At 28.3% G+C, this 24,837-nt stretch carries 23 protein-coding genes, 2 tRNA genes and 1 pseudogene; 20 read left to right on the top strand and 6 right to left on the bottom strand.

The window, feature by feature from the left end; all coding sequences use genetic code 11:
* Nucleotides 1–32: 32 nt before the first annotated feature.
* From yajC to secF, 3 genes are read left to right on the top strand one after another with little or no spacing between them, the layout of a single operon-like run.
* Entirely contained in the window at nucleotides 33–317 is a 285-nt protein-coding gene (yajC, locus tag ABXT61_RS03415; RefSeq protein WP_415315866.1) for a preprotein translocase subunit YajC, read from the top strand.
* Between the two features lie 12 nt (nucleotides 318–329).
* Nucleotides 330–1,883, top strand: coding sequence for a protein translocase subunit SecD (secD, locus tag ABXT61_RS03410; protein WP_415315865.1), 1,554 nt, complete (start codon nucleotides 330–332; stop codon nucleotides 1,881–1,883).
* Complete coding sequence (secF, locus tag ABXT61_RS03405; RefSeq protein WP_415315864.1) at nucleotides 1,884–2,771, top strand: protein translocase subunit SecF; 888 nt, start codon at nucleotides 1,884–1,886, stop codon at nucleotides 2,769–2,771.
* 2 nt (nucleotides 2,772–2,773) lie between these two features.
* Here the strand turns inward: secF and ABXT61_RS03400 are convergent, their stop codons facing one another.
* Both ABXT61_RS03400 and uvrA read right to left on the bottom strand, forming a co-directional pair.
* Nucleotides 2,774–3,367 (bottom strand): urate hydroxylase PuuD, encoded by a 594-nt coding sequence (locus tag ABXT61_RS03400; RefSeq protein WP_415295858.1) that lies wholly within the window; start codon nucleotides 3,365–3,367, stop codon nucleotides 2,774–2,776.
* A 27-nt stretch (nucleotides 3,368–3,394) separates the two neighbouring features.
* Entirely contained in the window at nucleotides 3,395–6,274 is a 2,880-nt protein-coding gene (gene uvrA, locus ABXT61_RS03395; protein WP_415315863.1) for an excinuclease ABC subunit UvrA, read from the bottom strand.
* An 89-nt stretch (nucleotides 6,275–6,363) separates the two neighbouring features.
* On the opposite strand from uvrA, the gene ssb reads away from it, so the two are divergent.
* The 6 genes from ssb to ABXT61_RS03365 all read left to right on the top strand — a co-directional run bounded on the left by ssb (nucleotide 6,364) and on the right by ABXT61_RS03365 (nucleotide 11,827).
* Nucleotides 6,364–6,825, top strand: a complete 462-nt coding sequence (gene ssb / locus ABXT61_RS03390; RefSeq protein WP_415315862.1) for a single-stranded DNA-binding protein — start codon at nucleotides 6,364–6,366, stop codon at nucleotides 6,823–6,825.
* A 5-nt stretch (nucleotides 6,826–6,830) separates the two neighbouring features.
* The gene (gene gyrA / locus ABXT61_RS03385) at nucleotides 6,831–9,380 is read left to right on the top strand and encodes a DNA gyrase subunit A (RefSeq protein WP_415315861.1); all 2,550 of its coding nucleotides are present in this window, start codon (nucleotides 6,831–6,833) and stop codon (nucleotides 9,378–9,380) included.
* Complete coding sequence (gene coaD / locus ABXT61_RS03380; protein ID WP_415315860.1) at nucleotides 9,380–9,874, top strand: pantetheine-phosphate adenylyltransferase; 495 nt, start codon at nucleotides 9,380–9,382, stop codon at nucleotides 9,872–9,874. The genes gyrA and coaD overlap by 1 nt, the downstream gene beginning before the upstream one ends.
* Nucleotides 9,867–10,421, top strand: coding sequence for a peptidylprolyl isomerase (locus tag ABXT61_RS03375; protein WP_415315859.1), 555 nt, complete (start codon nucleotides 9,867–9,869; stop codon nucleotides 10,419–10,421). Before coaD ends, ABXT61_RS03375 begins: the two co-directional genes overlap by 8 nt.
* A 17-nt stretch (nucleotides 10,422–10,438) precedes the next feature.
* Nucleotides 10,439–11,551 carry a tRNA guanosine(34) transglycosylase Tgt gene (gene tgt / locus ABXT61_RS03370; RefSeq protein WP_415315858.1) on the top strand — a complete coding sequence of 371 codons (1,113 nt, stop codon included), beginning with the start codon at nucleotides 10,439–10,441 and terminating at the stop codon, nucleotides 11,549–11,551.
* 200 nt (nucleotides 11,552–11,751) lie between these two features.
* Nucleotides 11,752–11,827 (top strand) — tRNA-Lys (locus ABXT61_RS03365).
* Nucleotides 11,828–11,847: 20 nt separating this feature from the next.
* On the opposite strand, the gene ABXT61_RS03360 is transcribed toward ABXT61_RS03365, so the two are convergent.
* The gene (locus ABXT61_RS03360; RefSeq protein WP_415315857.1) at nucleotides 11,848–12,675 is read right to left on the bottom strand and encodes a M48 family metallopeptidase; all 828 of its coding nucleotides are present in this window, start codon (nucleotides 12,673–12,675) and stop codon (nucleotides 11,848–11,850) included.
* 124 nt (nucleotides 12,676–12,799) lie between these two features.
* Between ABXT61_RS03360 and ABXT61_RS03355 the strand changes: the two genes are divergently transcribed.
* On the top strand, nucleotides 12,800–13,414 hold the full coding sequence (locus tag ABXT61_RS03355) for a DUF502 domain-containing protein (protein WP_415315856.1): 615 nt from the start codon (nucleotides 12,800–12,802) through the stop codon (nucleotides 13,412–13,414).
* On the opposite strand, the gene ABXT61_RS03350 is transcribed toward ABXT61_RS03355, so the two are convergent.
* On the bottom strand, nucleotides 13,411–15,462 hold the full coding sequence (locus tag ABXT61_RS03350) for an ATP-dependent DNA helicase RecG (protein WP_415315855.1): 2,052 nt from the start codon (nucleotides 15,460–15,462) through the stop codon (nucleotides 13,411–13,413). The genes ABXT61_RS03355 and ABXT61_RS03350 overlap by 4 nt on opposite strands.
* Nucleotides 15,463–15,486: 24 nt before the next feature.
* Here ABXT61_RS03350 and ABXT61_RS03345 point away from each other — a divergent pair, with 24 nt between their 5' ends.
* Nucleotides 15,487–15,753, top strand: coding sequence for a succinate dehydrogenase assembly factor 2 (locus tag ABXT61_RS03345; RefSeq protein WP_415315854.1), 267 nt, complete (start codon nucleotides 15,487–15,489; stop codon nucleotides 15,751–15,753).
* Here the strand turns inward: ABXT61_RS03345 and ABXT61_RS03340 are convergent.
* Nucleotides 15,754–15,843: transfer RNA gene (locus tag ABXT61_RS03340), tRNA-Ser, on the bottom strand.
* Between the two features lie 92 nt (nucleotides 15,844–15,935).
* Between ABXT61_RS03340 and rarD the strand changes: the two genes are divergently transcribed.
* The 9 genes and pseudogenes from rarD (at nucleotide 15,936) to ABXT61_RS03295 (ending at nucleotide 24,309) form a co-directional block, all read left to right on the top strand.
* Nucleotides 15,936–16,817 carry an EamA family transporter RarD gene (rarD, locus tag ABXT61_RS03335; protein ID WP_415315853.1) on the top strand — a complete coding sequence of 294 codons (882 nt, stop codon included), beginning with the start codon at nucleotides 15,936–15,938 and terminating at the stop codon, nucleotides 16,815–16,817.
* Nucleotides 16,804–17,805: a lytic murein transglycosylase gene (locus ABXT61_RS03330; RefSeq protein ID WP_415315852.1), complete on the top strand. Its 1,002-nt coding sequence runs from the start codon at nucleotides 16,804–16,806 to the stop codon at nucleotides 17,803–17,805. The genes rarD and ABXT61_RS03330 overlap by 14 nt, the downstream gene beginning before the upstream one ends.
* The gene (locus ABXT61_RS03325; protein WP_415315851.1) at nucleotides 17,795–18,553 is read left to right on the top strand and encodes a hypothetical protein; all 759 of its coding nucleotides are present in this window, start codon (nucleotides 17,795–17,797) and stop codon (nucleotides 18,551–18,553) included. Before ABXT61_RS03330 ends, ABXT61_RS03325 begins: the two co-directional genes overlap by 11 nt.
* Nucleotides 18,546–19,697, top strand: a complete 1,152-nt coding sequence (locus ABXT61_RS03320) for a D-alanyl-D-alanine carboxypeptidase family protein (protein WP_415315850.1) — start codon at nucleotides 18,546–18,548, stop codon at nucleotides 19,695–19,697. Before ABXT61_RS03325 ends, ABXT61_RS03320 begins: the two co-directional genes overlap by 8 nt.
* Complete coding sequence (gene tmk / locus ABXT61_RS03315; protein ID WP_415315849.1) at nucleotides 19,690–20,301, top strand: dTMP kinase; 612 nt, start codon at nucleotides 19,690–19,692, stop codon at nucleotides 20,299–20,301. Before ABXT61_RS03320 ends, tmk begins: the two co-directional genes overlap by 8 nt.
* Before the next feature lie 4 nt (nucleotides 20,302–20,305).
* Nucleotides 20,306–21,238 carry an AAA family ATPase gene (locus ABXT61_RS03310; RefSeq protein WP_415315848.1) on the top strand — a complete coding sequence of 311 codons (933 nt, stop codon included), beginning with the start codon at nucleotides 20,306–20,308 and terminating at the stop codon, nucleotides 21,236–21,238.
* Nucleotides 21,239–22,779: pseudogene (gene metG / locus ABXT61_RS03305) on the top strand (methionine--tRNA ligase). It begins immediately after the preceding gene.
* On the top strand, nucleotides 22,772–23,536 hold the full coding sequence (locus tag ABXT61_RS03300; protein ID WP_415315847.1) for a TatD family hydrolase: 765 nt from the start codon (nucleotides 22,772–22,774) through the stop codon (nucleotides 23,534–23,536). The pseudogene metG and the gene ABXT61_RS03300 overlap by 8 nt, the downstream one beginning before the upstream one ends.
* Nucleotides 23,536–24,309 carry an MBL fold metallo-hydrolase gene (locus ABXT61_RS03295; RefSeq protein WP_415315846.1) on the top strand — a complete coding sequence of 258 codons (774 nt, stop codon included), beginning with the start codon at nucleotides 23,536–23,538 and terminating at the stop codon, nucleotides 24,307–24,309. Before ABXT61_RS03300 ends, ABXT61_RS03295 begins: the two co-directional genes overlap by 1 nt.
* Here ABXT61_RS03295 and ABXT61_RS03290 read toward each other — a convergent pair.
* Nucleotides 24,304–24,816, bottom strand: coding sequence for a glutathione peroxidase (locus tag ABXT61_RS03290; RefSeq protein ID WP_415315845.1), 513 nt, complete (start codon nucleotides 24,814–24,816; stop codon nucleotides 24,304–24,306). The two genes, ABXT61_RS03295 and ABXT61_RS03290, sit on opposite strands and share 6 nt — an antisense overlap.
* Between the last annotated feature and the right edge of the window lie 21 nt (nucleotides 24,817–24,837).

The following is a 24,837-nucleotide window of genomic DNA, read 5'->3' as shown; positions in this document are numbered from 1 at the left end:
GTTGTAAGTATTCACTTTAATCAAGGAGAAAAATGGATTCAGGAATAGGCCAATTTATACCACTAATTTTAATTTTTGTTATTTTTTACTTTTTTTTAATAAGACCTCAACAAAAGAAAGTTAAAGAGCATAAAGCCATGGTAGAAAACTTATCAAGAGGAGACAAGGTTGTAACATCTGCTGGTATTATAGGGACAATTGAAAGAATTATTGATAATGAAAAAGTTGAAGTTCAAATTGCTGACAACGTTAAAGTTGAAATTATCAAATCTACAGGTATCCAAGGATTACTTAACTCCCCTGAAGTAAAAAAATAACATTTAACTAAAGTGTTATACTTTTCCAAATTAAGAATTACCTTAGTTTCTTTAGTATCAATTTTTTTTATTTTTATTGCTACATCAAATTTTCAGAATTCTGAAGACAGCTTTATTTCAAAAAAGATAAATCTAGGTTTAGATTTACAGGGCGGTTCATATCTTTTACTTGAGATTGATAACGGTCCTGTTGAAATTCAAAAATTACAAAATACAACAACTGTTATTAGAAATTTTTTAAAAGGTAAAAAAATAACTTTTAATGATCTAAGAATAGAAAATAAAAAAATAATATTTAATACATCAAATGATAATGTTCAGTTAGTTGAAACTTTTTTTCTTGATAAAGAAAGTGATATTAACCCATATTATAACCAATATAAATCTCATCAGTTTGATTTAGAAATACAAAATAATGAATTTACTTTAACTCTTTCAAAGTATGGACTTATAGAAATCAAAACTTCTTCACAAGATCAAGCTTTAGAAATAGTTAGAAGAAGAGTTGATGAGGTTGGTACTAATGAGCCCAATATATTAAAAAGAGGTAATAATAGAATTTTAGTTGAACTTCCGGGTCTAGATGATCCTATGCGTATAAAGTCACTTTTAGGAAAAACTGCAAATTTAACATTTAGATTTGTCACTCAAAATAATAATGACACTTTTGGAACTGAAATGCTTCAGTTTGAAGATGGAACTAGCGAAGCAATGGTTAGTAAAAGAATAATCTTAAATGGTGAGAATTTACTGGATGCTCAACCACAAATGAACAATCAAACAAACGAAACAGTAGTATCATTTACTCTTGATAGAGTGGGGGCTAAAAGATTTGGTAAAGCAACTAGTACCGGTGTTGGCAAGCAATTAGCTATCGTTCTAGATGGTAAAATTGTTAGTGCTCCAGTAATTAGAGATACTATAGCAAGTGGAAATGGCCAGATCAGTGGAAATTTTACGTTCCAATCTGCAACGGACTTAGCTCTACTATTAAGATCAGGAGCATTACCAGCTCCACTTAATATAATTGAAGAAAGAACAGTAGGACCTGACCTTGGTCAAGACTCAATTAATGCTGGAGTTATTGCTCTTATGATTGGTTTTTTATTAGTTATAATTTTTATGTTTTTTAAATACAAAATATTTGGTCTAATTGCTAATATAACACTACTAATTAACTTATTCTTTTTAGTTGGTATTTTAACTTTATTTGAAGCAACATTAACTCTTCCTGGAATAGCAGGTATCATTTTAACAGTAGGTATGGCAGTTGACGCTAATGTATTAATTTTTGAAAGAATTAAAGAAGAATGTAAGAAAGAAAAAAATAATATAATAGCTTTTGATACTGGTTATGTGAAATCAAAAACTGCAATTATAGATGCAAATATAACTACATTAATTGCAGCTGTAATCTTATTCTTTATGGGCTCCGGACCTGTTAAGGGCTTCTCTGTAACTTTAGCAGTAGGAATTTTTACTACACTGTTTTCAGTTTATTTTATTGCAAGAATGCTTACTGGTCTTTACGTGGTAAGAAATAAAGAAAAAACTAACCTAATATAAATGATTAATTTTAATAAATTTTATAAACTATTTAATCTTATCTCTTTAAGTCTTGTCGTTGTATCTGTTCTATTGTTATTTTTTAAAGGACTTAATTTTGGTGTAGATTTTAAAGGTGGGACCTTAATAGAACTAAGGTCTAATGATAAAAATATTAATGTCACTTCTTTAAGACAATCTTTTAATAAAATGAATTTAGGAGATTTTAATGTTAAAAAATTTGGTAATGAAAATGATTTTTTAATTAAGATAGAGAAAAAAGATACAAGTGCAAACGCTATTGAGGTTATTAAAAAAGATTTAACATCTTCTTTAGGGGGCTCTTTTAATTTCAGAAGAGTTGAAAATGTAGGTCCGAAAGTTAGCTCTGAATTATTAAAGTCTGGTATTATTGCAATTGCACTATCTCTAGCTGCAATGTTATTTTACATATGGATAAGATTTGAATGGCAATTTAGTTTAGGTGCTATTTTAGCCTTATTCCATGATGTCATTATAACTCTAGGTCTTTTCTCGCTATTCAGTCTAGAAATAAATCTATCAATAGTTGCCGCTGTTTTAACTATAGTTGGTTATTCAATGAACGATACTGTTGTTATTTATGACAGAGTTAGGGAGAATTTAAGAAAGTTTTCTGATATCAAAATTTATGATCTTACAAATATCTCAATCAATGAAACTCTTTCCAGAACTATAATTACATCAGCCACAACATTGCTTGCTTTAGTTTCAATTTATTTATTTGGTGGGGAAATATTAAAAGGTTTTTCTTTAGCCATGATAATGGGTGTTATATTTGGAACTTATTCTTCAATTTATATAGCTAATCCAATACTTGTAAAACTTAGAGTTTCACAAAAAACAATCCTAAAAGAAGATACGGAATAAATTTAATAAAGGTTTTGAGCTGCTACCATTGAAAGTAACATTGGTATCGATAAAAGAGTATTTGTTCTTGAAAACAACATTGCTGTTCTTGCTGATTTTGCTTTAACATCAGGTTCACACTCAACCATACCTAATGCTCTTTTTTGATTTGGCCAAATTATAAACCAAACATTATAAGCCATATATAAACCAAGCCACATCCCAATACCTATAGCTGTATTTTTTCCACCACCACCTAATGTCATAGCATCGTGTAAATAACCATTCAGATAAGCTAAAATTAATCCTGAAAGAACTGTTAGTAATGCAGCGTATCTAAAATAAAACAATGCAGCTGGAGCAATAACTTTACCTATAGCAGGTTTTTGTTCGTCAGGGATTTTTGGCATATTTGGAATTTGTACAAAGTTAAAATACCAAAGTAAACCAATCCACATTATAGCAACCGTTACATGAATAAATCTTGTTAACCAACTCCAAAAAATTGTATCAAAATCAAAACCACCATTACCATAAAATAACCCTAGAAAAAAAATTATTGCTAAAGCTAATGATGCGTGAATAGTTTTTGGAAGTGATGATAGTAAATTACCCATAATTAGAATCACTTATACACTAAATTTTTAAATCTTTAACTTCTTTTTAAATTTTTCTTCCAGCATGGGTTTTAAGAATTCACCAGTATAACTACCTTTTATTTTGATAATATCCTCAGGTTTGCCCTCTGCGATAATATTTCCACCTTTGACACCGCCTTCAGGACCCATATCAACAATATAATCAGCTGTTTTGATTACATCCAAATTATGCTCAATAACAACAACTGTATTTCCTAGAGCTACAAATGTATGAAGTATTTCTAGTAGTTTTTTAATATCATGTTGATGAAGACCCGTTGTTGGTTCATCTAATATGTACATGGTTCTTCCTGTAGATCTTTTTGATAATTCCTTAGCTAATTTAATACGTTGAGCTTCACCACCAGATAATGTTGTTGCCTGCTGTCCAATCTTTATATACCCAAGGCCTACTTTTTTTAGTGTTAATAGTTTTGTTTTAATATTTGAAATATTTTCGAAATACTCACATCCCTCGTCTACAGACATATCCAATACATCGGCAATACTTTTATCTTTAAATTTTATCTCTAGAGTTTCTCTATTGTACCTGGTTCCCTTGCATTCATCACACTGGATATAAACATCAGGTAAGAAGTGCATCTCGTATGTAATTACACCATCACCTTCACAAGCTTCACATCTTCCACCCTTAACATTAAAAGAAAATCTGCCTGGCTTATATCCTCTTGTTTTTGACTCTGGTAGAGCTGTAAACCAATCTCTAATGGGGCCAAAAGCTCCTGTATAAGTTGCCGGGTTTGATCTAGGTGTTCTTCCAATAGGAGACTGATCTATATCAATTATTTTATCTATAAGCTCAACACCTTTATAACTCTTAAACTCTTTAGGGACTTTTCTAGCTTTGTTATTCAAGGTTAAATTTAATGCATGATATAATGTTTGTAATATTAGTGTTGATTTACCGCTACCTGAAACACCAGTTACGCAAGTAAAACTTCCTGTAGGAATTTTAAGATTAACGTTGTTCAAGTTATTTCCACTAGCACCATTAATTTCAACAAATCTTCCATTTTTTGCAAGCCTTCTGGTTCTTGGAATTTCTATATACTTTTTATGAGATAAGTATTGACCAGTAATACTGTTTTTATTTTTTCGTATTTCATCATAAGTGCCTTGTGCAATTATTTCACCACCATTAGTTCCAGCTTCTGGACCCATATCTATTATATGATCTGCATTTTCCATCGTTTCCGTATCATGCTCAACAACAATTACAGTGTTACCTAAATCTCTTAGTCTTTTTAATGCATTTATTAATTTAACATTATCTTTTTGATGCAATCCGATAGAAGGTTCATCAAGTACATACAGTACACCAGTTAATCCAGAACCAATTTGTGACGCGAGTCTTATTCTTTGAGCCTCACCTCCAGAAAGAGTTCCTGACTCTCTCGATAATGTTAAATATTCAAGCCCAACATTTAAAAGGAACGTTAGTCTTTCATTAATTTCTTTTAAAATATGTTCTGCTATCTTAAATTGTCGTTTATCGAGATTTTGCTCTAGACCTTTAAACCAATTAGCAGCATCTAAAATAGATTTTTTAGTTACTTCGCTTATATTCTGATTATCAATTCTAACACATAAGGCTTCTTCTTTTAATCTATTACCGTTACATCCTTCACAAGCAGAATCAGATTGGTATTCAGCTATCGCTTCTCTTTTCCATTCACTATCAGATTCAAGAAATCTTCTTTCAAGATTATTTATTACACCTTCAAAAGTTTTTTTATGAGAATATTTTTCATAACCATCGTCATAAACAAACTTAATTTCTTCTTCATCCGATCCAAACAATATTACATCTCTAAATTTTTTTGGAAGTTTTTTCCATCTCTCATCTAAAGAAATTCCATAATGTTTAGCAATAGAGGCTAAGGTTTGAGCATAATATAGTGTTGTTGATTTGGCCCATGGTTCTATAGCACCGTCTGCTATACTTTTTTTCTCATCAGGAACTACTAAATTTGGATCTACATTCAATTTAATACCTATACCCTCACATTCTGCGCACGCTCCGTACGGACTATTAAAAGAAAAAAGTCTTGGCTCAATCTCTTCAATTGTAAAACCACTTTCAGGACAGGCAAATTTTGTAGAATAAATTAATTTTTCAATTTTTCTAAATTTTTGTGGCAATGTTTCATCTTCATACTCAACAAATACCAATCCATTTGATAAATTTACAGCTGTCTCAATACTTTCAGCAAGTCTATTACCAAGATTTGAATTCAAAACAATTCTATCAACTAAAACAGATATATCATGCTTGAGTTTTTTATCTAAATTAGGTGCATTATCTATTTCATATATGACTTCATCAATTTTAATTTTTCTAAAACCTCTTCTTTTATAACTTAAAATATCTTTTCTATACTCACCCTTACGACCTCTAACCACAGGAGCAAAAATATAAATTGTAGATTTTTTTGGTAATTTTTTTATTAAATCAACGATTTGGGTTATTGTTTGCGATGTAATTGGCTTTCCTGTGAATGGTGAGTAGGGAACACCAGCCCTTGCATACAACACTCTCATATAGTCATAAATTTCAGTAACTGTTGCAACAGTTGATCTTGGATTTTTAGATGTATTTTTTTGCTCTATGGCTATAGCTGGACTTAATCCCTCGATTAGATCAACATTTGGTTTTTTCATTTTATCCAAAAATTGACGAGCATAAGCTGATAAACTTTCAACATATCTTCTTTGTCCTTCTGCATAAACAGTGTCAAATGCTAGTGAGGATTTTCCTGAACCAGAAAGACCAGTAATTACAACAAATTGATCTTTGGGTATTTCCACAGAAACATTCTTTAAATTATGCTCCTTTGCACCCTTGATAACTATCTTTTTGATCATAATTTTAGTTGCTTTAAATTAATAAAATTAATATTGAGTTTATATTGTGATATAAAACTAAATAAATAAATAAACACTTATAAAATATTATGGCTGGAAGTTTAAATAAAGTATTATTAATTGGGCGATTAGGCGCAGACCCTGAAATCAAACAAATGTCGAATGGCAAAAGTCTTGCTACCTTAAGTTTAGCTACTAGCCAATCTTGGAAAGATAAAACAACTGGTGAAAAAAAAGAAAAAACAGAATGGCACCGAATAGTTGTATTTAATGAAGGGTTAGTCAATGTTGTTCAGCAATATTTGAAAAAAGGTGCTCAAATTTATGTTGAGGGACAGATAACGACTAGAAAATGGAAAGATGAACAATCTGGTCAAGACAAGTATTCAACTGAAATTGTAATTCAAGGATACAATTCTTCACTTACTATGTTGGGTGGTGGAAACACTGGCGGTGGTGGTATTCAAAATGACAATTCGCAGGCTGTTGCTAGCAATCCTGATGATAGCCCCCAAGCCCCTAATGATATGGATGACGAAATTCCATTTTAGTTTCTATGAAAGACACAGAAATACCTAAAGACAAAAATATTAAACTTATCTCAATGCATGATGAGATGAGCTCATCGTACTTATCATATGCAATGAGTGTAATTGTGAGTAGGGCTCTTCCTGATGTTAGAGATGGACTTAAACCAGTTCATAGAAGAATATTATTTGCCATGTATAAAGGTGGCTACGATTGGTCAAAACAATTTAGAAAATCTGCAAGAATAGTTGGTGATGTTATTGGTAAATATCACCCACATGGAGATCAATCTGTTTATGACGCTCTTGTCAGAATGGTTCAAGATTTTTCTATGAGTTTACCTCTTGTTCAAGGCCAAGGTAACTTTGGATCTATTGATGGAGATCCAGCTGCGGCTATGAGATATACGGAAACAAGATTAGCTAAAGTTTCTCAATACTTAATTGATGATATAGAAAAAAATACTGTTGATTATAAAAGTAATTACGATGAAACTGAAAAAGAACCAACAGTTTTACCTGCTCAATATCCTAATTTACTAGTAAATGGTGCAGGTGGTATTGCTGTGGGAATGGCTACAAGCATTCCCCCACATAATTTAGGTGAAATTATAGATGGAACATTAGCTTTAATTGAAAATAAAGATGTTAAAATTAAAGAGTTAATGAAACATATACCAGGTCCTGATTTTCCAACAGGTGGGGTCATCATTGGAAAAGAAATTATTAAAGCTGGATATAATGTAGGTCGTGGGTCATTTAAAATTAGAGGTGAAATTAGTGTTGAAGCACAAAAAAATGGTAGAGAGAGGCTCGTTATAACTTCTGTACCATATCAGGTAAATAAATCAGTTTTAAATGAGAGAATTGCCCAACTTGTTAGAGAGAAAAAAATAGAGGGAATAAAAGATATTAGAGACGAATCTAACAGAGAAGGGATTAGAGTTGCTATTGATTTAAGAAATGGTGTTGAACCAGAAACTATTAAAAGATTACTTTATAAAAATACATCTATAGAAAGCTCTTTTGGTTTTAACACTTTAGCTATTGTTGACGGCAAACCTAAAATTTGTAATTTAAAAGAATTTTTATCAAATTTCTTAGCATTCCGTGAAGATGTAGTAATCAAAAAAACTAAGTTTGATTTAAAAAAAGCTGAAGACAGAGCACACATCCTTATTGGATTATCAGTATCTGTTGAGAACTTAGACAAGATTATAAAAATTATACGGTCTTCAAAAACTCCCGATGATGCGAAAAAATCATTATTAAGCACTAAGTGGAAAATAAATAAATCTTTAAAGCTAATTTCACTTGTTGAAGATAAGAAGGGAAAAAATTTATACTCACTAACCGATCCTCAAGTAATTGCTATTTTAGAACTTAGACTTCAAAAACTTACAGCTCTTGGTATTAATGAAATAGAAGTTGAAATTAAAAAATTAGCTGACCTGATCAAAGGTTATAAAAAAATAATTAATTCTAAAAAAGAACTTTTAAACGTAATAAGTGAAGAACTTAAAACTATCAAAGAAAAGTTTGCAGTTCCAAGAAGAACTAAAATTATAGATGCCGTTTTAAACTATGATATTGAAGAGACTATTCAAAAAGAAGAAGTGATTATTACAGTTACTTTTCAGGGATATATTAAAAGAGGAGCTTTAAGTAGTGTCAAACAACAAAAAAGAGGTGGTAAAGGAAAATCTGGGATCACAACGAGAGATGAAGATTTTGTGGTTCAAACTTTATCAGTTAATACTCGTACTTCCGTTCTTTTCTTTTCAACAGAAGGACTTGTCTACAAGCTTAAAGCTTGGAAAATACCTGAGGGATCAACTACATCAAAAGGTAAATCTCTATTCAACATCTTACCTTTAAAAAATCATCAATCTATTAGTTCAATAATGCCATTTCCTGATGATGAGAGCGATATGAAAAATCTTCAAATTGTTTTTGCTACTGCAAAAGGCAAAGTTAGAAAAAATAGTTTAGAAGACTTTTCTTCAATTAATTCAGCTGGAAAAATTGCAATAAAATTAGATCCTAATGACAAAATTGTAGGTGTTGAAATTTGTAAGGATGCTCAAGATGTAATGTTAAGTACAAAAAATGGTAAATGCATTAGGTTTGAGTTTAAAAAACTAAGAATATTTAAGGGTAGATCTTCTAAAGGTATTAAGGGTATAGAGTTATCACCTAATGATGAGATCGTTTCTCTTTCAATTGCAAATAAAGAAAAGACAAAAAAAGATTCTAAATCTGAGGAAAGATTTGTTTTATCTATTACAGAAAATGGATATGGCAAAAAAACTTTGAACAATGAATATAGAGTTACCAATAGAGGCGGTAAGGGCATAATTGGAATTATTAACTCACCGAGAAACGGTAGTATATGTTCGTCGTTTCCAGTTATTGAAGGTGATGATGTAATGATTTCAACTAATAAAGGAAGAGTGATTAGAGTTGCTGTTAAAGAAATCAGAACGGCAGGAAGAAATACTCAAGGTGTAAGAATTATCAAATTATCTGGTGATGAAAAAGTTGTTTCAGCAATAAAAATTGATGATAACTTGGAGTAATGAAAAAAGTTGTCGTATATCCTGGAACATTTGACCCAATAACCTTTGGTCATATTGATGTAATTAAAAAAGCTTTAAAGTTATTTGATAAAGTTGTTGTTGCTGCTTCTGATGGTACTAATAAAAATTATCTTTTTAATTCACTTGAAAGAATACAGTTAATTAAAAAAGCTCTATTTGTTGATTTAAAGTTTGATAAAAAAATAATTGAAGTTATTTCATTCACATCATTAACAACTGATTTATGTAAACAATACAAATCTAATATTATTTTAAGAGGTCTAAGAGCTGTATCTGACTTTGAATATGAATTTCAATTAGCTGGAATGAATAGAAAATTAAATAGCAATATAGAAACAATCTTTTTAATGTCTGATGTTGAAAATCAAATTATTTCATCAAGATTTGTTAAAGAAATAGTGAGACTAAAAGGTGATATAAAAAAATTTACTACAAAAAGTACAATAAAGTCTTTAAAAGAGAAATATGAATAAATTTATAACAAAATTTTTAATTTTATTTTTTATACTAACCAACAATATAATCGCAGAGGAGAATATAATGATTTTAAAACTTAAAGATGGAGACATTAAAATAGAACTTTTTGAAGATGTTGCCCCTAATCATGTTAAAAGAATTAAACAATTAGCCAAAGATGGAAAATATGATGGTGTTGTTTTTCACAGGGTAATTGATGGCTTTATGGCTCAAACAGGAGATGTGCAATTTGGTAACTCTTCTAATGATCAATTTGATTTAAAAAGAGCAGGAATGGGTGGTTCTGATTTACCAGATCTTAAAGAAGAATTTAGCGACTTACCTCATGAAAGAGGAACTCTGTCTATGGCTAGATCACAAGATCCAAATAGTGCTAATAGTCAATTTTTTATTTGTTTTAAAGAGTCATCATTCCTAGATAGACAATATACTGTTTTTGGTAAAGTTGTTGAAGGTATGGAGCTAGTTGATAAAATTAAAAGAGGAGACCAAAATAATAACGGTTCCGTTTCTAACCCAGATAAAATTATTACCTTTAAATAATATTAATACACATTTCAATGACATTAAAAAATTTCAAATTTAATGTCATTCAAAATGATAAATTTGCCAGAACTGGTATTATCGAAACCCATAGAGGGAACATTCAAACACCAGCTTTTATGCCGGTTGGTACTCAAGCAACTGTAAAAGCTTGCCTTATTGATGATGTTATTAAAACTGGTTCTGAAATAATATTATCTAATACCTATCATTTAATGATTAGACCTGGTGTGGATAGAATAATATCTGCAGGTGGGCTTCACAAGTTTATGAATTGTAAGCTTCCAATACTTACAGATTCTGGTGGGTTTCAAGTTATGTCACTTTCAAAATTAAACAAAGTAAACAGAGAAAAAGGTGCAATGTTTAACTCTCATGTAGATGGTAAAAAATTCATATTAAGTCCCGAAGAGAGCATTAGAGTTCAAAGAGGGTTAGACTCAGATATTGTTATGATCATGGATGAGTGTCCCAAAAAAACTACCAATTATGATATAATAAACAAATCTATGGAACTATCCATATATTGGGCTGAAAGATCCAAAATAGCTTTTGGTTTAAACCCACACAAAGCTTTATTTGGAATAGTCCAGGGCGGTTTATTTAAAGATTTAAGAACTAAATCTCTTAATGAATTAATCAAAATCGGTTTTGATGGCTATGCGATTGGAGGTCTTGCAGTAGGAGAGAGTCAAAATGAAATGTTTATTGTTCTGGATGATTTAAAAAATGTTATGCCCGATGATAAACCAAGATATTTAATGGGTGTAGGGACGCCAGCTGATATTCTGGGAGCTGTTAAGAGGGGTGTTGATATGTTTGATTGTGTAATGCCTACGAGATCTGGAAGAACCGGTTTAGCCTTTACATGGAAAGGTCGTATAAATATTAAAAATAATAAATTTAAAAATGACAATGAACCTCTTGATCCTAATTGTTCAAATCTAAATCTTAACAAGTATTCAAAAAACTATCTAAATCATCTTTTTAATACGAATGAAATACTGGGTTCTACACTTTTAACCTTACATAACATCAACTTTTATCAAGAATTAATGTCTTCTATTAGAGAAAATATTAAAAAAGGTACATTTGATAAATTTCATGACGAATACATTGATAAATTGTAATTTAAATATTTGCAATTTGTGATGTTATGGAATAAATAATTGTTTTTTGGTAATAAAAATTATTTAAGTTTGATATTTTTTTATTGTTTAAATTTTTAAGTGTAAAGAAATTTAAAAATTTTAAAGAAGGCTTCACCAAAAGTTTTTTTTTAAAATTAAATAAAAAGAAACATTTATCTCAACTTTATTATTTTTTATGTGGGCCCTTAGCTCAGTTGGTAGAGCAATTCCCTTTTAAGGAATGGGTCGATGGTTCGAGTCCATCAGGGCTCACCACTAAAATAATCCCTTGTATATTAGCTACTTGTAATTGGTGGATAATCTAAAATGATACTATTTTCCCATTCTGATAAATCTTTTATTCTTTTTGAGGATGATGGGTGTGTGCTCATAAATTGAGGGGGTTCTTTGCCTTTGTTTTCTGCTTTCATTCGTTCCCATAATTTTTTAGTTTCTCTTATATCATATCCTGACAATGAAGAAAAAATCATACCCAAGTAATCTGCTTCACTTTCTTGTGTCCTTGAGAAAGGATTCATTATTCCTATTTGTGATAGTAAACCAACAGTATTCATACCTGTTACTCTATTTACTTGTGATAGTCTTCCACCAGTAAATATATCTATAAGTTGTGTGCTAGTATTTAAGAGCACGCCTCTGCTAGCTCTTTCTACAGAGTGTTTTGCAACAGCATGTGCAATTTCGTGACCCATAACTGAGGCTAAACCGTTTGTATTTTTAGTAACATCAAGAATGCCTGTGTAGACAGCAATTTTACCACCAGGCATACACCAAGCATTTTTAACTTTTTTATTATCTATTAAAATATATTCCCAATTAAAATTAACAGTAGGATCGTTTAGACCAGCTCTATAAAAATATTCAGATATAGATTCTTCCATTTTTTTTCCTATATCTTTAATTTCATTGAGCGTTTTAGTGTCACCACTCATTTTTTCTTTTTCTTTAACCTTTTCAAAAATTTGTGCTGCTTGAGCGTTTAATTTAGATTCTGGTATAATTTTTAATTGTCTTCTGTCTGTTATTGGCGCTGTAGAACAGGCACCAACCATTAGACTTGAACATCCGCACCCAACGTAATTTAAAAATTTTCTTCTATTCATTTTACTAAAATTTTGATAATAGTATAATTATATACTTTTATGAATTTAAACAATAAAATCTTACTTGTACTTTTCATTATAGCTGTTTCATTTGTTATTTATTCTAGTTTTCGCTAAATTATTTATGCCTATTAAGAAGAAAAAATCATTCGCACTAAAATTAAGAAACTATTTTTTTACTGGTGTAATTGTTTTAATTCCAATTGGTTTTACACTTTATCTAAGCAAATTTTTAATTAATTTTTCAACAAAATTAGTACCTTCGGGACTAAATCCGAATACTTATCTTCCGTATGCAATTCCAGGTATTGAAATAATTTTAACAATTGTCTTTATTACAGTTGTTGGTGGTCTTTCCTTAACATTTATTGGTAAAAAATTTTTACAAGTAGTAGATGATTTGTTTAAAAGAATGCCAATATTAAGAACTATTTACTCTGCTATTGGTCAAATGACAGACTTATTTAGGGAACAAGAGGGTAATAAAAAAAGTGTTGTACTTGTTGAATATCCAAGAAAAGGATCATGGGCCGTAGGTTTTGCCACCAAAGAAAATACAGGCGAAATTAAAGCTAAAACAAATATTAACTTGGTTAATGTATTTGTTCCAACAACACCTAACCCAACGAGTGGTTTTCTACTAATGATACCAAAAGATGATTTGATTTATCTAGATATGACATTTGAGGAAGCATCAAAATTTATAGTTTCAGCGGGAACTTCTAAGCCTAAAAGCTAAACCATATCATTAATTATATCTGCTTGATCGTATAGTTTCAGTAATGCTTTATATTTTTTAATATCAATATTCTCTATCTCTATTTTTTTAATTTGTTTTTCTGCCATTAAAAACAAATCTTCATTTTGAATAGGGTCTGCTAATTTAAAATTTTTAACACCACTCTGTTTAAATCCAAGTAAATCACCAAAACCTCTTAACTTCATATCTTCTTCTGAAATTTTAAAACCATCGTTAGAGTTCTTTAAAATATTAATCCTTTTTTTGGCATTGACACTTAAATTAGACTTAAACATCAATATACAGCTCGCTTGTTTTGTTCCACGTCCAACCCTTCCTCTTAATTGGTGTAACTGAGACAATCCAAACTTATTAGCATTTTCTATTATGATTACATTGGCATTAGGGAAATCAATACCAACTTCTATAATTGTTGTTGAAACTAAAATTGAATATTCTTTGTTTAAAAATTTATTCAATATTTCTTCTTTTTCTTCATTGTCAATTTTTCCATGAAGTAATGCAACATTGTTTGGAAAAATTTCATTAAGAAATTTGTATTTAGTAACTGATGATTGGTGATCTAACTTTTTTGATTCTTCTATCAAGGGACATACCCAAAAAATTTGGTTTCCTTCTTTTATTTCTTTTTTAACAAAATTAATAACATCATCCATTTTACTTTCTAATTTACTATAAGTTTTAACCTCTTTTCTATTACTTGGTTTTTCTTTAATAATAGAAACATCCATATCACCATAAACTGACATAGTTAGGGTTCTTGGAATGGGTGTTGCAGACATTAAAAGAACATCACAATTATCACCACCCTTATCCGATAAAAGCTTTCTTTGCCTAACTCCAAATTTATGCTGTTCATCAATTATGATATAACCAAGGTTTGCAAAAAATATTTTTTTTTGAAAAATTGCATGTGTACCAAATACCATTTGAATTTCGTTGTTTTCTAATTCTTTTACAATACTTTTTTTTTTACTATTTTCACTCTTACTGGAAAGTAATTCAATTTTAATATTTTTAGGAAATAGTTTTTTTGCCAAACTATAATGCTGTCTAGCTAATATTTCAGTAGGGGCCATTAATGCAACTTGGAACCCTGAACTAATTACACTTAATGAAGAAATTAATGCAACAATAGTTTTGCCACTTCCAACGTCACCTTGCAAAAGTCTAAACATTTTACTTTTAGAATTTAGGTCTTTATTAATATCATTTAATGAAATTTTTTGATCATTAGTGAGAGTAAAATCTAATTTATTAACTATATTGTTATGAGCTTTTTCATTAAAATTTTTTGAAATTTTTTTTATCTTTTTAATTTTTTTTCTGATTTCTGAATTAACTAAAAATGATGCCAGTATTTCATCATATGCAAGTCTTTTATAAAAATTGGATTTATAATTTTCAATATTTTCTGGATCATGTAATTTTATTATTGACTCATTCCAACTTTCATTATTGAAGATTTTTAGTATGTCTTTGTCGTGCCACTCAGTTAAAATAGGTAAGTTTTTTAAAATTTGATTAATAATTTTATTATAAGTTTTTTCAGTAATACCTTCTGTTAATGAGTACTTATTATCAATGTTTTCAATTAATGAACTGTCTTGTGAAATATATGTGGGGTTTGTTATTTGATATCGTCCTTTATAATTACTTATTTTGCCACTAATTGTCACTTCTTCATTTAATGGTAAAATTTTTCTTACATATCCCTCGTGACTATTAAAAAATATACAATCAATCTTTCCAGTTTCATCAATACAATTAACTCTATTAGGTAAGTTTCTAACTCTTGGAAATTGATATTTTAGTGGAACAATTCTGATAGTTTGAATAACACCTATTTGAAGATCACAAATTTTACTAACAAGTGTTCTGTCAGTATAAGATTTAGGTAACCTCCACAGTAGATCAAAAATATTATTCACTTTTTTTTTCTTCAAAATTTCCATGGTTTTTTTACCCACACCATTTAATTTGGTTAGATCAGCCAATAAATAATCATAATTATTTTTATTTTTCATGTTAGGTATAATATATTAAATTTTATGACCATTAATATAAAGGATTTAAAAAATAAAATAATTTATAGAGCCAACTATAGAGGCACTAAGGAAATGGATAATTTACTAGGTTCATTTACTAAAAAATACATTGATCAATATAATGAACAAGAGTTAAAACTTTTATGTGATTTGTTAGATTGTGATGATGAAAATCTTTATAAATTTAATCAAGGTCAAAATTTAACAATTCAAATTAAATTAAATAAAGTTTCAGAAATGTTTAAAAATTATAATTATGCAAGTGAATAGTGGCGGAGAGACTGAGATTCGAACTCAGGAAAGAGTTGCCCCTTTGCCGGTTTTCAAGACCGGTGCATTCAACCGCTCTGCCATCTCTCCGTTAGCAACGTTTTATTATTATAAATTTTTAATTCAACAATAAAATTGATAAATTAAACAGATAATCATTTTATAGGTATAATTTTATTACTATGGAAAAGCAAAAATTCAATAAAGGTATAGGATTAACTGCATTAGGATCTTTTTGGTGGGGTGTTATTGGTGTTATTTACTTTAAGTATATTTCTTTTGCCGGGTCTATAGAGGTGGTGATCCATCGTTGCGTATGGACATCTGTAGTTTTAATAATAACTACTTTTTATTTTTCTAAATGGGATGTTTTTTTCGAAATTATGAAAAATAAAAGGAGCATAATTTATTTATTTTTTTCAAGTTTATTAATTTTTATAAATTGGGCAACTTGGATTTATGCTGTAGGTACAGAAAAAATTATTGATGCGAGTTTTGGTTATTTTATTATGCCTATCTTAAGTGTATTCTTAGGATATATTTTTTATGGTGAAAAAATAAATAAAAGAAGAGGTCTTTCCATACTGCTAGTTTTGTTATCCATATTATTTCTCTTATTTAAAAGTTTTCACTCAATCCCTTGGGTCGGAATAATTGTTGCTCTAAGTTGGGGTTTTTACAACCTTCTTAGAAAAAAAGTTAATGTTGATACTGATGTTGGTCTTTTAATAGAAAGTCTTTTCATATTACCGTTTGCTTTATTTGCATTTTTTTTACTTTTTAAAAATAATCTAAATATCTTTAGTTTGAATGATCCTTCGTTGATGTTTATATTAATGTTAGCTGGACCAATGACTGTCATACCTCTATTTCTATACGTAAGAGGTGTTGAGCTGTGTGGTCTTGGACCCACTGGAATGATTTTCTATATAACTCCAACATTTCAGTTTTTATTAGGCTTTTTTTATTATGATGAGGCTTTTTCTTTTGATAAATCATTAAGTTTCATTTTAATATGGATTGCTGTAATTATTTATTTAAAAGATTTATATGAAAATAATTAAATATTTTATAATTATATTTTTCACAATTATCCATGGAACATTAAATGCTAATGAAAAAGAATTTGATGAATGGCTGGTAAATTTTAAAGTTTATGCTTTAGAAAAAAAAATTTCAGAAAATACATTCAATCTAGCAATGTCTGATGTTGTGTTTTTACCTAAGGTGATAAAGTATGACCGTTTTCAACCTGAGTTCTATGAAGATACAAAAACATACATATCAAAGAGGACTTCTAAACAAAAAGTAAGTATGGGCATTCAACTTTATGAATTAAATAAAGATTTCATAAATTTGATAGATGATAAATTTTCTGTTGAGAAAGAATTACTTTTAGCACTAATGGGCATAGAAACTAATTTTGGAACTTATGTAGGAAAAATGGATATATTGTCATCACTGGCAACTTTAAGCTATGATAAACGAAGATCGGATTTTTTTACAAAAGAGTTAATTACAATTCTTCAATTAATAGATGCAGGAAAAATAGACCATGATATTTTATATGGTTCATGGGCAGGAGCCTTTGGTTTTTTTCAATTTATGCCCTCTACAATAGATAGGTATGCCATAGACTATGATAAAAATAATATTATTGAGCTTAAATCAACTATAGATTCATTTGCATCTGCAGCTAACTATATAAATATAATAGGATGGAAAAAAAACCAGCCTTGTTTCATAAAAGTTAAATTAAAAGAAAATATACCTAACAATATATTAAATATATCTGCAAAAAAACTTCACCATAAAAATAAGTTTAAGCTATTAAAAAAATATTTAATTAATGAGGATAGTTTTAATGTTGTTGACGAAAATTTGATTGCATCAATAATAACACCAGACAAAGATATCATACCTGATGCTCAAAATTTAGATCCAGCCTACATAGTTTTTGAAAATTATGAAAAAATACTACAATGGAATAGATCCTTACGATTTGGTCTGGCAGTATGTACTTTAAAGGAAAAATTTGAAAATGCTTTATAAGAAACTATTAATTCTATGCTGCTTCATTTTGTTAAATAACTGCACAACAACAAACTTAACAAAAAACAAAAGTTCTAATTCATTAGACAATCCATTTATAAATAAAGGATTTAGCCTCATTTATAATGATAAACTTTATGATAATAAGATTATTTCAAAAAAAATTGATGAACGAAGCTTAGTTGTTTTTCAAAAAAATTTAAAAAAAAACACAATTGTTAAAATTACAAATATTTTAAACAATAAATCTATTATAGGCACTGTTGGCAATAATGCTGATTATCCCTTATTTAATAATGCAGTATTATCATTGAGAATAGCAGATGGAATAAGTTTGAATGAAAATGAACCTTATGTAGAAATTTTAGAAGTACTACAAAACTCAGTATTTGTAGCAAAAAGAGCGAAAATATTTGAAGAAGAAAAAAATGTTGCTAGCAAGGCTCCAGTTAATAATATTAAAATTAATGATCTTAATATTGGAAAAACAAAAATCAAAAATAAAATAAGTAACAAATTTTCTTATGAAATAAAAATAGCTGATTTTTATTTTAATGATACAGCATCATTACTAGTTGATAGAATCATTAAAGAAACAGTGATTAAGGATATTAAAATCAAAAAAATTAATGAAAAAAAATATAGAGTATATGCTGGTCCTTTTAATAACATTAACACTCTACAAAATTCATTTAATGATATAAGCATGCTTGAATTTGAAAATATCGAAATTATAAAAAATGATTAAATTAAGACTTATAACAATTTTATTAACATTCTTACTTACAACTAATGCTAATGCTGCGTTTGATATAAAGGCAAGAACAGCAATATTACAAGACTATCTTTCAGGTGAAATATTATTTGAAAAAGATGCTGATAAATCAATTTATCCAGCATCAATGACAAAAATTATGACTACCATTATTGCATTTGATTTAATTAGAAGTGGTGACTTAAATTTAGATGAAAAATTTTTAGTATCTGAAAATGCCTGGAGACTTTCGTCAGCTGGCTATTCTTCGATGTTCATAATGGTTGGTGATGAAGTTAGTGTGGAAAATTTACTTAAGGGAATAATCATTGCATCTGGTAATGATGCTTGTGTTGCGTTAGCTGAAGGTATAGCTGGTACAGAGGATGAATTTGCAGTGATGATGACAGCTAAGGCTAAAGAAATAGGAATGGAAAATACCAATTTTGCTAATTCATCAGGTATTAATAATACAGAAAACGTATCAACTGTAAGAGATATTATGATTATGTCTGGATATCTTATTAAAGAATTTCCTGAAGAATATAAATATTTTGCAGAAAAGGAATTTACTTGGGATAGAACTGGGGGTGACCCAATTACTCAAGGTAATAGAAATCCTCTATTGTATAAAAGCCTTGGAGCAGATGGAATTAAAACTGGTTATTTAGCTGTTGAAAAATATTCACTAGCATCATCTGTAGAAAGAAATGGAAGACGACTAATAGCGGTAGGTAGTGGCTTCAATACTAAAAATGATAGATCTCGTGAAAGTGCCAAACTTTTAACATGGGGTTTAAGTAATTTTGACCTGGTTGAAATCACAAAAGCAAACACACCAATAGAAGATTTAAACGTATGGTTGGGTAAAAAAGATACTGTTAAAACTTATATAAAAAAAGATATTTATAAAACTATTCCAAAAGCAAAAAAAAAACTATTAAAGTTATCTTTGAACTATAATGGTCCAATTCAAGCTCCTATTAAAAAAGATGATATTCTAGGAAAACTAATGTTAACTTATGATGGTGAACTTATTGAAGAATATAATCTACTTGCTTATGAAGATGTTAAAAAATTAAATGTTTTTTCAAGGTTAATGAAATCAATTAATTTTTTAATTTGGGGTGATGTCTAAAAAACCAATAATAGTATTTGAAGGTATAGAGGGGACAGGCAAATCTTATCACATTAAAAATGTTGCTAATTACTTAACACGTAAAAAAATTAAATTTATTAAAATTCGAGAACCAGGTGGTAGTGCAAATTCTGAAAAAATACGAAATCTTATTCTCAATAACAAATCTACATTTAATAAAGAAACTGATTTACTACTTTATCTTTCTGCAAGAAGTGAAAATATAGAAATTATAAGAAAAAATATTGGTAAAAAAATAATACTGATAGATAGGTTTTCAGATTCAACTATCGCCTACCAACATTATGGTATGGGTGTAAACCTTAAGTTTATACAAAATATTAACGATCATCTTTTAAAAAATATTAAAATTGATTTTACTTTTTTAAATACAGTAAATTTATCAAATATGAAAAAAAGACTTAGACTAAGAAAAAAGCTTAACAGATACGATAAATTTAACAGCAAATTTTATGAAAAAGTACAAAATGGTTTTATAAAGATATTAAAAAAAAATCCTAAAAAATATATTAGAATAAATTCAAATCTAGATATAGATCTTAATGAAAATATAATATTAAATAAAATTAAAGACTTAATTTAAACTTATGAATTTAAAACCATCAGAAAATACTAAAATTTACGGTATGGAAAATTTCTTTAATGAATTAAGTGGACTATATAAGCAAAAAAAATTGCCTAATAAAATTTTACTGTCTGGGAAAAAAGGATCAGGAAAATCAACATTAGCCTATCATTTAATCAACTATATTTTATCCGAAAATGAGGAGCACAAATATAATTTAAAAAATTTTTGCATCAATAAGGATAATAAATCCTATAAACTTTTGCAAAATAACTCCCATCCTAATTTCTATTTAATAGATCTATTAACTGAAAAAAAGAGCATTGATGTAGGTCAAATACGTGAAATGATTAATTACACAAATAAATCAACATTTAATAATATGGCAAGATTTATTTTAATAGATAATGTTGAAAATCTAAATAAGAATTCTGTTAACGCATTACTGAAAATTATTGAAGAGCCAAATGAAAATGTTTTTTTTATCTTAATAAATAATAGTGAAAAAAATATACTACCAACGCTAAAATCAAGATGTTTAACATTTAAGATTAGTTTAACATTTGATAGTTCTATAAATATCTCAAATTTAATACTTGAAAAAAATGTACTTGAATTTATTAATTATGACTTACTAAGTTTTTATAATACTCCTGGTGAAATCATTAGTTTGTTTAATTTTGCTGAAGAAAAATCAATTAATTTAAAAGATCATACTATTTCAAGTTTTATAAGTTCAATAATAGAAAATAATTATTATAAAAAAAATAAACCTGTTAAAATTTTATTAATAAATCTTATCGAGTTATTCTTTTTGAAAAGATATTTGATAACAAATACAAAGATTTCATTAATTAATTTTTATCAAAAATTTATAAAAAAGATTCATGATACGGAAAAATTTAATCTAGATGAAGAAAGTTTGTTTTTAGAATTTAAATCAAGATTATTATAAATGGATAAAAATTATTATATAACTACACCAATTTATTATCCATCAGCGAAACCTCATATGGGTCATGCATACTCAAGTATTGCTGCTGATTTTTTTGCCAATTCAAACGCATAGATGGTTTCAATGTTCATTTTTTAACAGGTACTGATGAGCACGGTTTAAAAATACAAAGAGCAGCAGAGAGAAAGAAAATTGATCCTCAAACTTTTTGTGATGAAATTAGTCAAACATTTAGAAATCTTTCAAAAACATTAAATTTATCTAATACTGATTTCATTAGAACTACTGAAGAAAGACACAAAAAAACAGTTCAACATCTATGGAATGAGCTTGAAAAAAATGACGATATTTATTTATCAAAATATTCTGGTTGGTATTCTATTTCTGATGAAGCTTATTATAGTGATGAAGAAATTAGTGAAAAAGAAAACATTAAGATAGCTACTTCATCTGGTTCTCCAGTTGAATGGATAGAAGAAAAGTCTTATTTTTTTAGATTATCTAAATGGCAGGATGAATTACTAAATTATTATGAAAAAAATCCAGACTTTATTTCACCAAAATCAAGAAAAAATGAAGTAATTAGTTTTGTAAAAGGTGGGTTAAAAGACCTCTCTATAAGCCGTAAAGCATTCTCTTGGGGTATTAAAGTTCCCAATAGTCCAGATCATGTAATTTATGTTTGGCTCGATGCTCTAACTAATTATATAAGCGCTTTAAACTACCCAAATACAAATGATGAACTATTTAAAAAATTTTGGCCTGCATCTGTTCATTTAATAGGTAAGGATATATTAAGATTTCACTCAGTGTATTGGCCTGCATTTTTAATGGCTGCAAAAATATCTTTACCTAAAAAAGTATATGGTCACGGCTGGATTTTATCTGGTGATGAAAAGATGTCCAAATCAAAAGGAAATATTCTTGATCCCTTAGATATTATTGAAATTTATGGACTTGATCCCTTAAGATATTATTTGATTAAAGAAGTTTCATTTGGAAATGATGGTAATATTTCACAAGATAGATTAGAGGATTGTATCAATAGTGATTTGGCTAATAATTATGGAAATCTATGTCAAAGAGTGACTGCATTTGCTGAGAAAAATTGCTCTTCATTAGTACCAGATAATACAAAATTTAATGATGAAGATTTAGTTATGCTAAATAAATTTACTGATAATTTAGATGCAATACGTACTGAAATTGATAATCAAAATATTAATTATTATATTAATTTCATTGTTAGTGCTTTATTTGAAGCAAATAAGTATTTTAATGATCAAGAACCTTGGAAAAAGAAAGGTGATAAAGATAGATTAAATACAATTGTCTATACATCTTTAGAAATGATTAGAAAAATTTCATTCATGCTCTATCCAATAATTCCAAGTTCAATAGAAAAAGCCTTAAAGATTTTTAATTTAAATGTTGATGCAATTAATTTTGAATCAATTGCAAAACATGATTATCTTGTGTCTGGAAAGCCTATCAACAAAATAGATATTTTATTTAAAAAAATTGAAAAGAAAAATGATTGATTCTCATTGTCATTTAGATCACGAACCTTTACTTGAAAATTTAAGTGATATTATAAAAAGATCTAAAGAAGTTGGTATCTCAAAACTATTAACAATATGCACTACAGTAGAAAGTTTTGATAAGATCAAAAAAATTATTAAAATCGACCCAATGATTTATGGAACTTTTGGTATTCATCCCCATGAAACTGAGGAAAGCCATTTAATAGATAAAAATTATATAATAAATCAAATAAATCAAAATGAGCGAATTATTGGTATAGGCGAAACGGGCTTAGATTTTTTTTATAATCATAGTAACAAAGAAAGGCAAATCGATAGCTTTAAAGCTCATATAGAGGCTTCTATTCACCTTAATATGCCTATTATCATACATTCTAGAAATGCTGAAGATGAAACATATGAAATTTTAAAATCATATAAATCAAAAAAACTTAAAATTTTAATGCATTGTTTTACTGGTTCATTAAATTTTGTAAATCAATTACTTGAATTAGATGCATTTTTTTCTGCAAGTGGGATAATTACTTTTAAAAATAGCTTAGACCTTCAGGAAACTTTTAAAAATATTCCTTTAGATAAACTACTTGTTGAAACTGATAGCCCATTTTTAGCCCCAATACCCATGAGAGGAAAAAAAAATGAACCAAGTTTTATCAAATATACTCTAGGAAAATTATCTATTCTAAAAGAAAAGACTAATCAGGAAATGTCTGATTTAACTACTAAAAATTTTAATAAACTTTTCAAACTATAATGTCTCTTAAATTTGTCATTTTGGGTAGTGGTAGTTCAATGGGTGTACCTAGAGCAGATGGATATTCTGGTAATTGTGATTTAAGAAATAAAAAAAATTTTAGAACAAGATGTTCTGCTTTAATTAAATTTAACGATCAAAATATCTTAATAGATACATCTCCAGATTTGAGGTCACAACTTCTAAAAAATAAAATTAAATCTATTAATAAAGTTTTTTATACACATCTTCACGGAGATCAAACACATGGTATCAATGATCTGCGTCCATTTTTTTTAATAAACAAGAAACAAATTCCAGTCTATGCAGACTCTAATACTAAGAAATATTTACTTTCAACTTTTAAATATTGTTTTAAATCATCTTATGGTTATCCATCTACTTTAAATATTAATAGTCTTAAAAAAGAACATCAATTTACAAATAAAAATAAAAAAATTAAAATTGAATCAATACCAGTTCAGCATGGAAAAATTAAAAGTATATGCTATCTAATCAATAATAAATTAGCCTATGCAAGTGATATTAGTTTATTCTTTAAGAAAGATTACAAAAAATTAAAAAATTTAGAATACTTAATTATTGACTGTCTATGGTACCGTAATCATTCAGCGCATTTCAATTTAGATCAAGTTTTGGAAATAGTTAAAATCCTTACTCCTAGAAAAACTATATTAACAAATATGCATAGCGATTTAGATTACGCCAAACTTAAAAAAAGATTACCTAAAAATATTATTCCTGGTTTTGATGGTTTGACTGTCGAATTATAGAATTAAATCTATTTGTTTTGTTATTTTGTCTGACATTGGTGTAATAAAAGAATTGAACGTGTCTTGTATTTTTCCTTCTTTATTAATTAAAATTTTATGAAAATTCCACTTAGGAACAGTCGAGTTACCATAGTTTTTTTTTGCCCATTTATATAAATCATGGGCATCTTCACCTTTAACATCTGTTTTGTCAGTTATTGGAAATGTAATATTAAAATTAGTTTCACAAAAATCCTTAATTTCAGAATTAGACCCTGGTTCTTGTCCACCAAACTGATTTGATGGAACACCAATTACATAAAAACCTCTGTCTTTGTATTTTTCATAAAGGTCTTGCAGGCCCGTATATTGCTTAGTAAAGCCACATTTGCTAGCAACATTTACTAAAAGTATAGTTTTTCCTTTGTATTGATTTAAATCAATAGTTTCATTATCAATATTCTTTATTGAGTGATCAAAAAATAGCTTTTCATATTTAGCGTCAACTTTTTCAAAAAATGTGAACATAGATATAATTAGTAAGATTAA

The sequence above is a fragment of the Candidatus Pelagibacter sp. Uisw_137 genome (assembly GCF_047720245.1).
Classification (GTDB): Bacteria; Pseudomonadota; Alphaproteobacteria; order Pelagibacterales; family Pelagibacteraceae; genus Pelagibacter.
The sequence above is the reverse complement of the archived record's forward strand: the minus strand, read 5'-3'. Positions and strand labels throughout refer to the sequence as shown.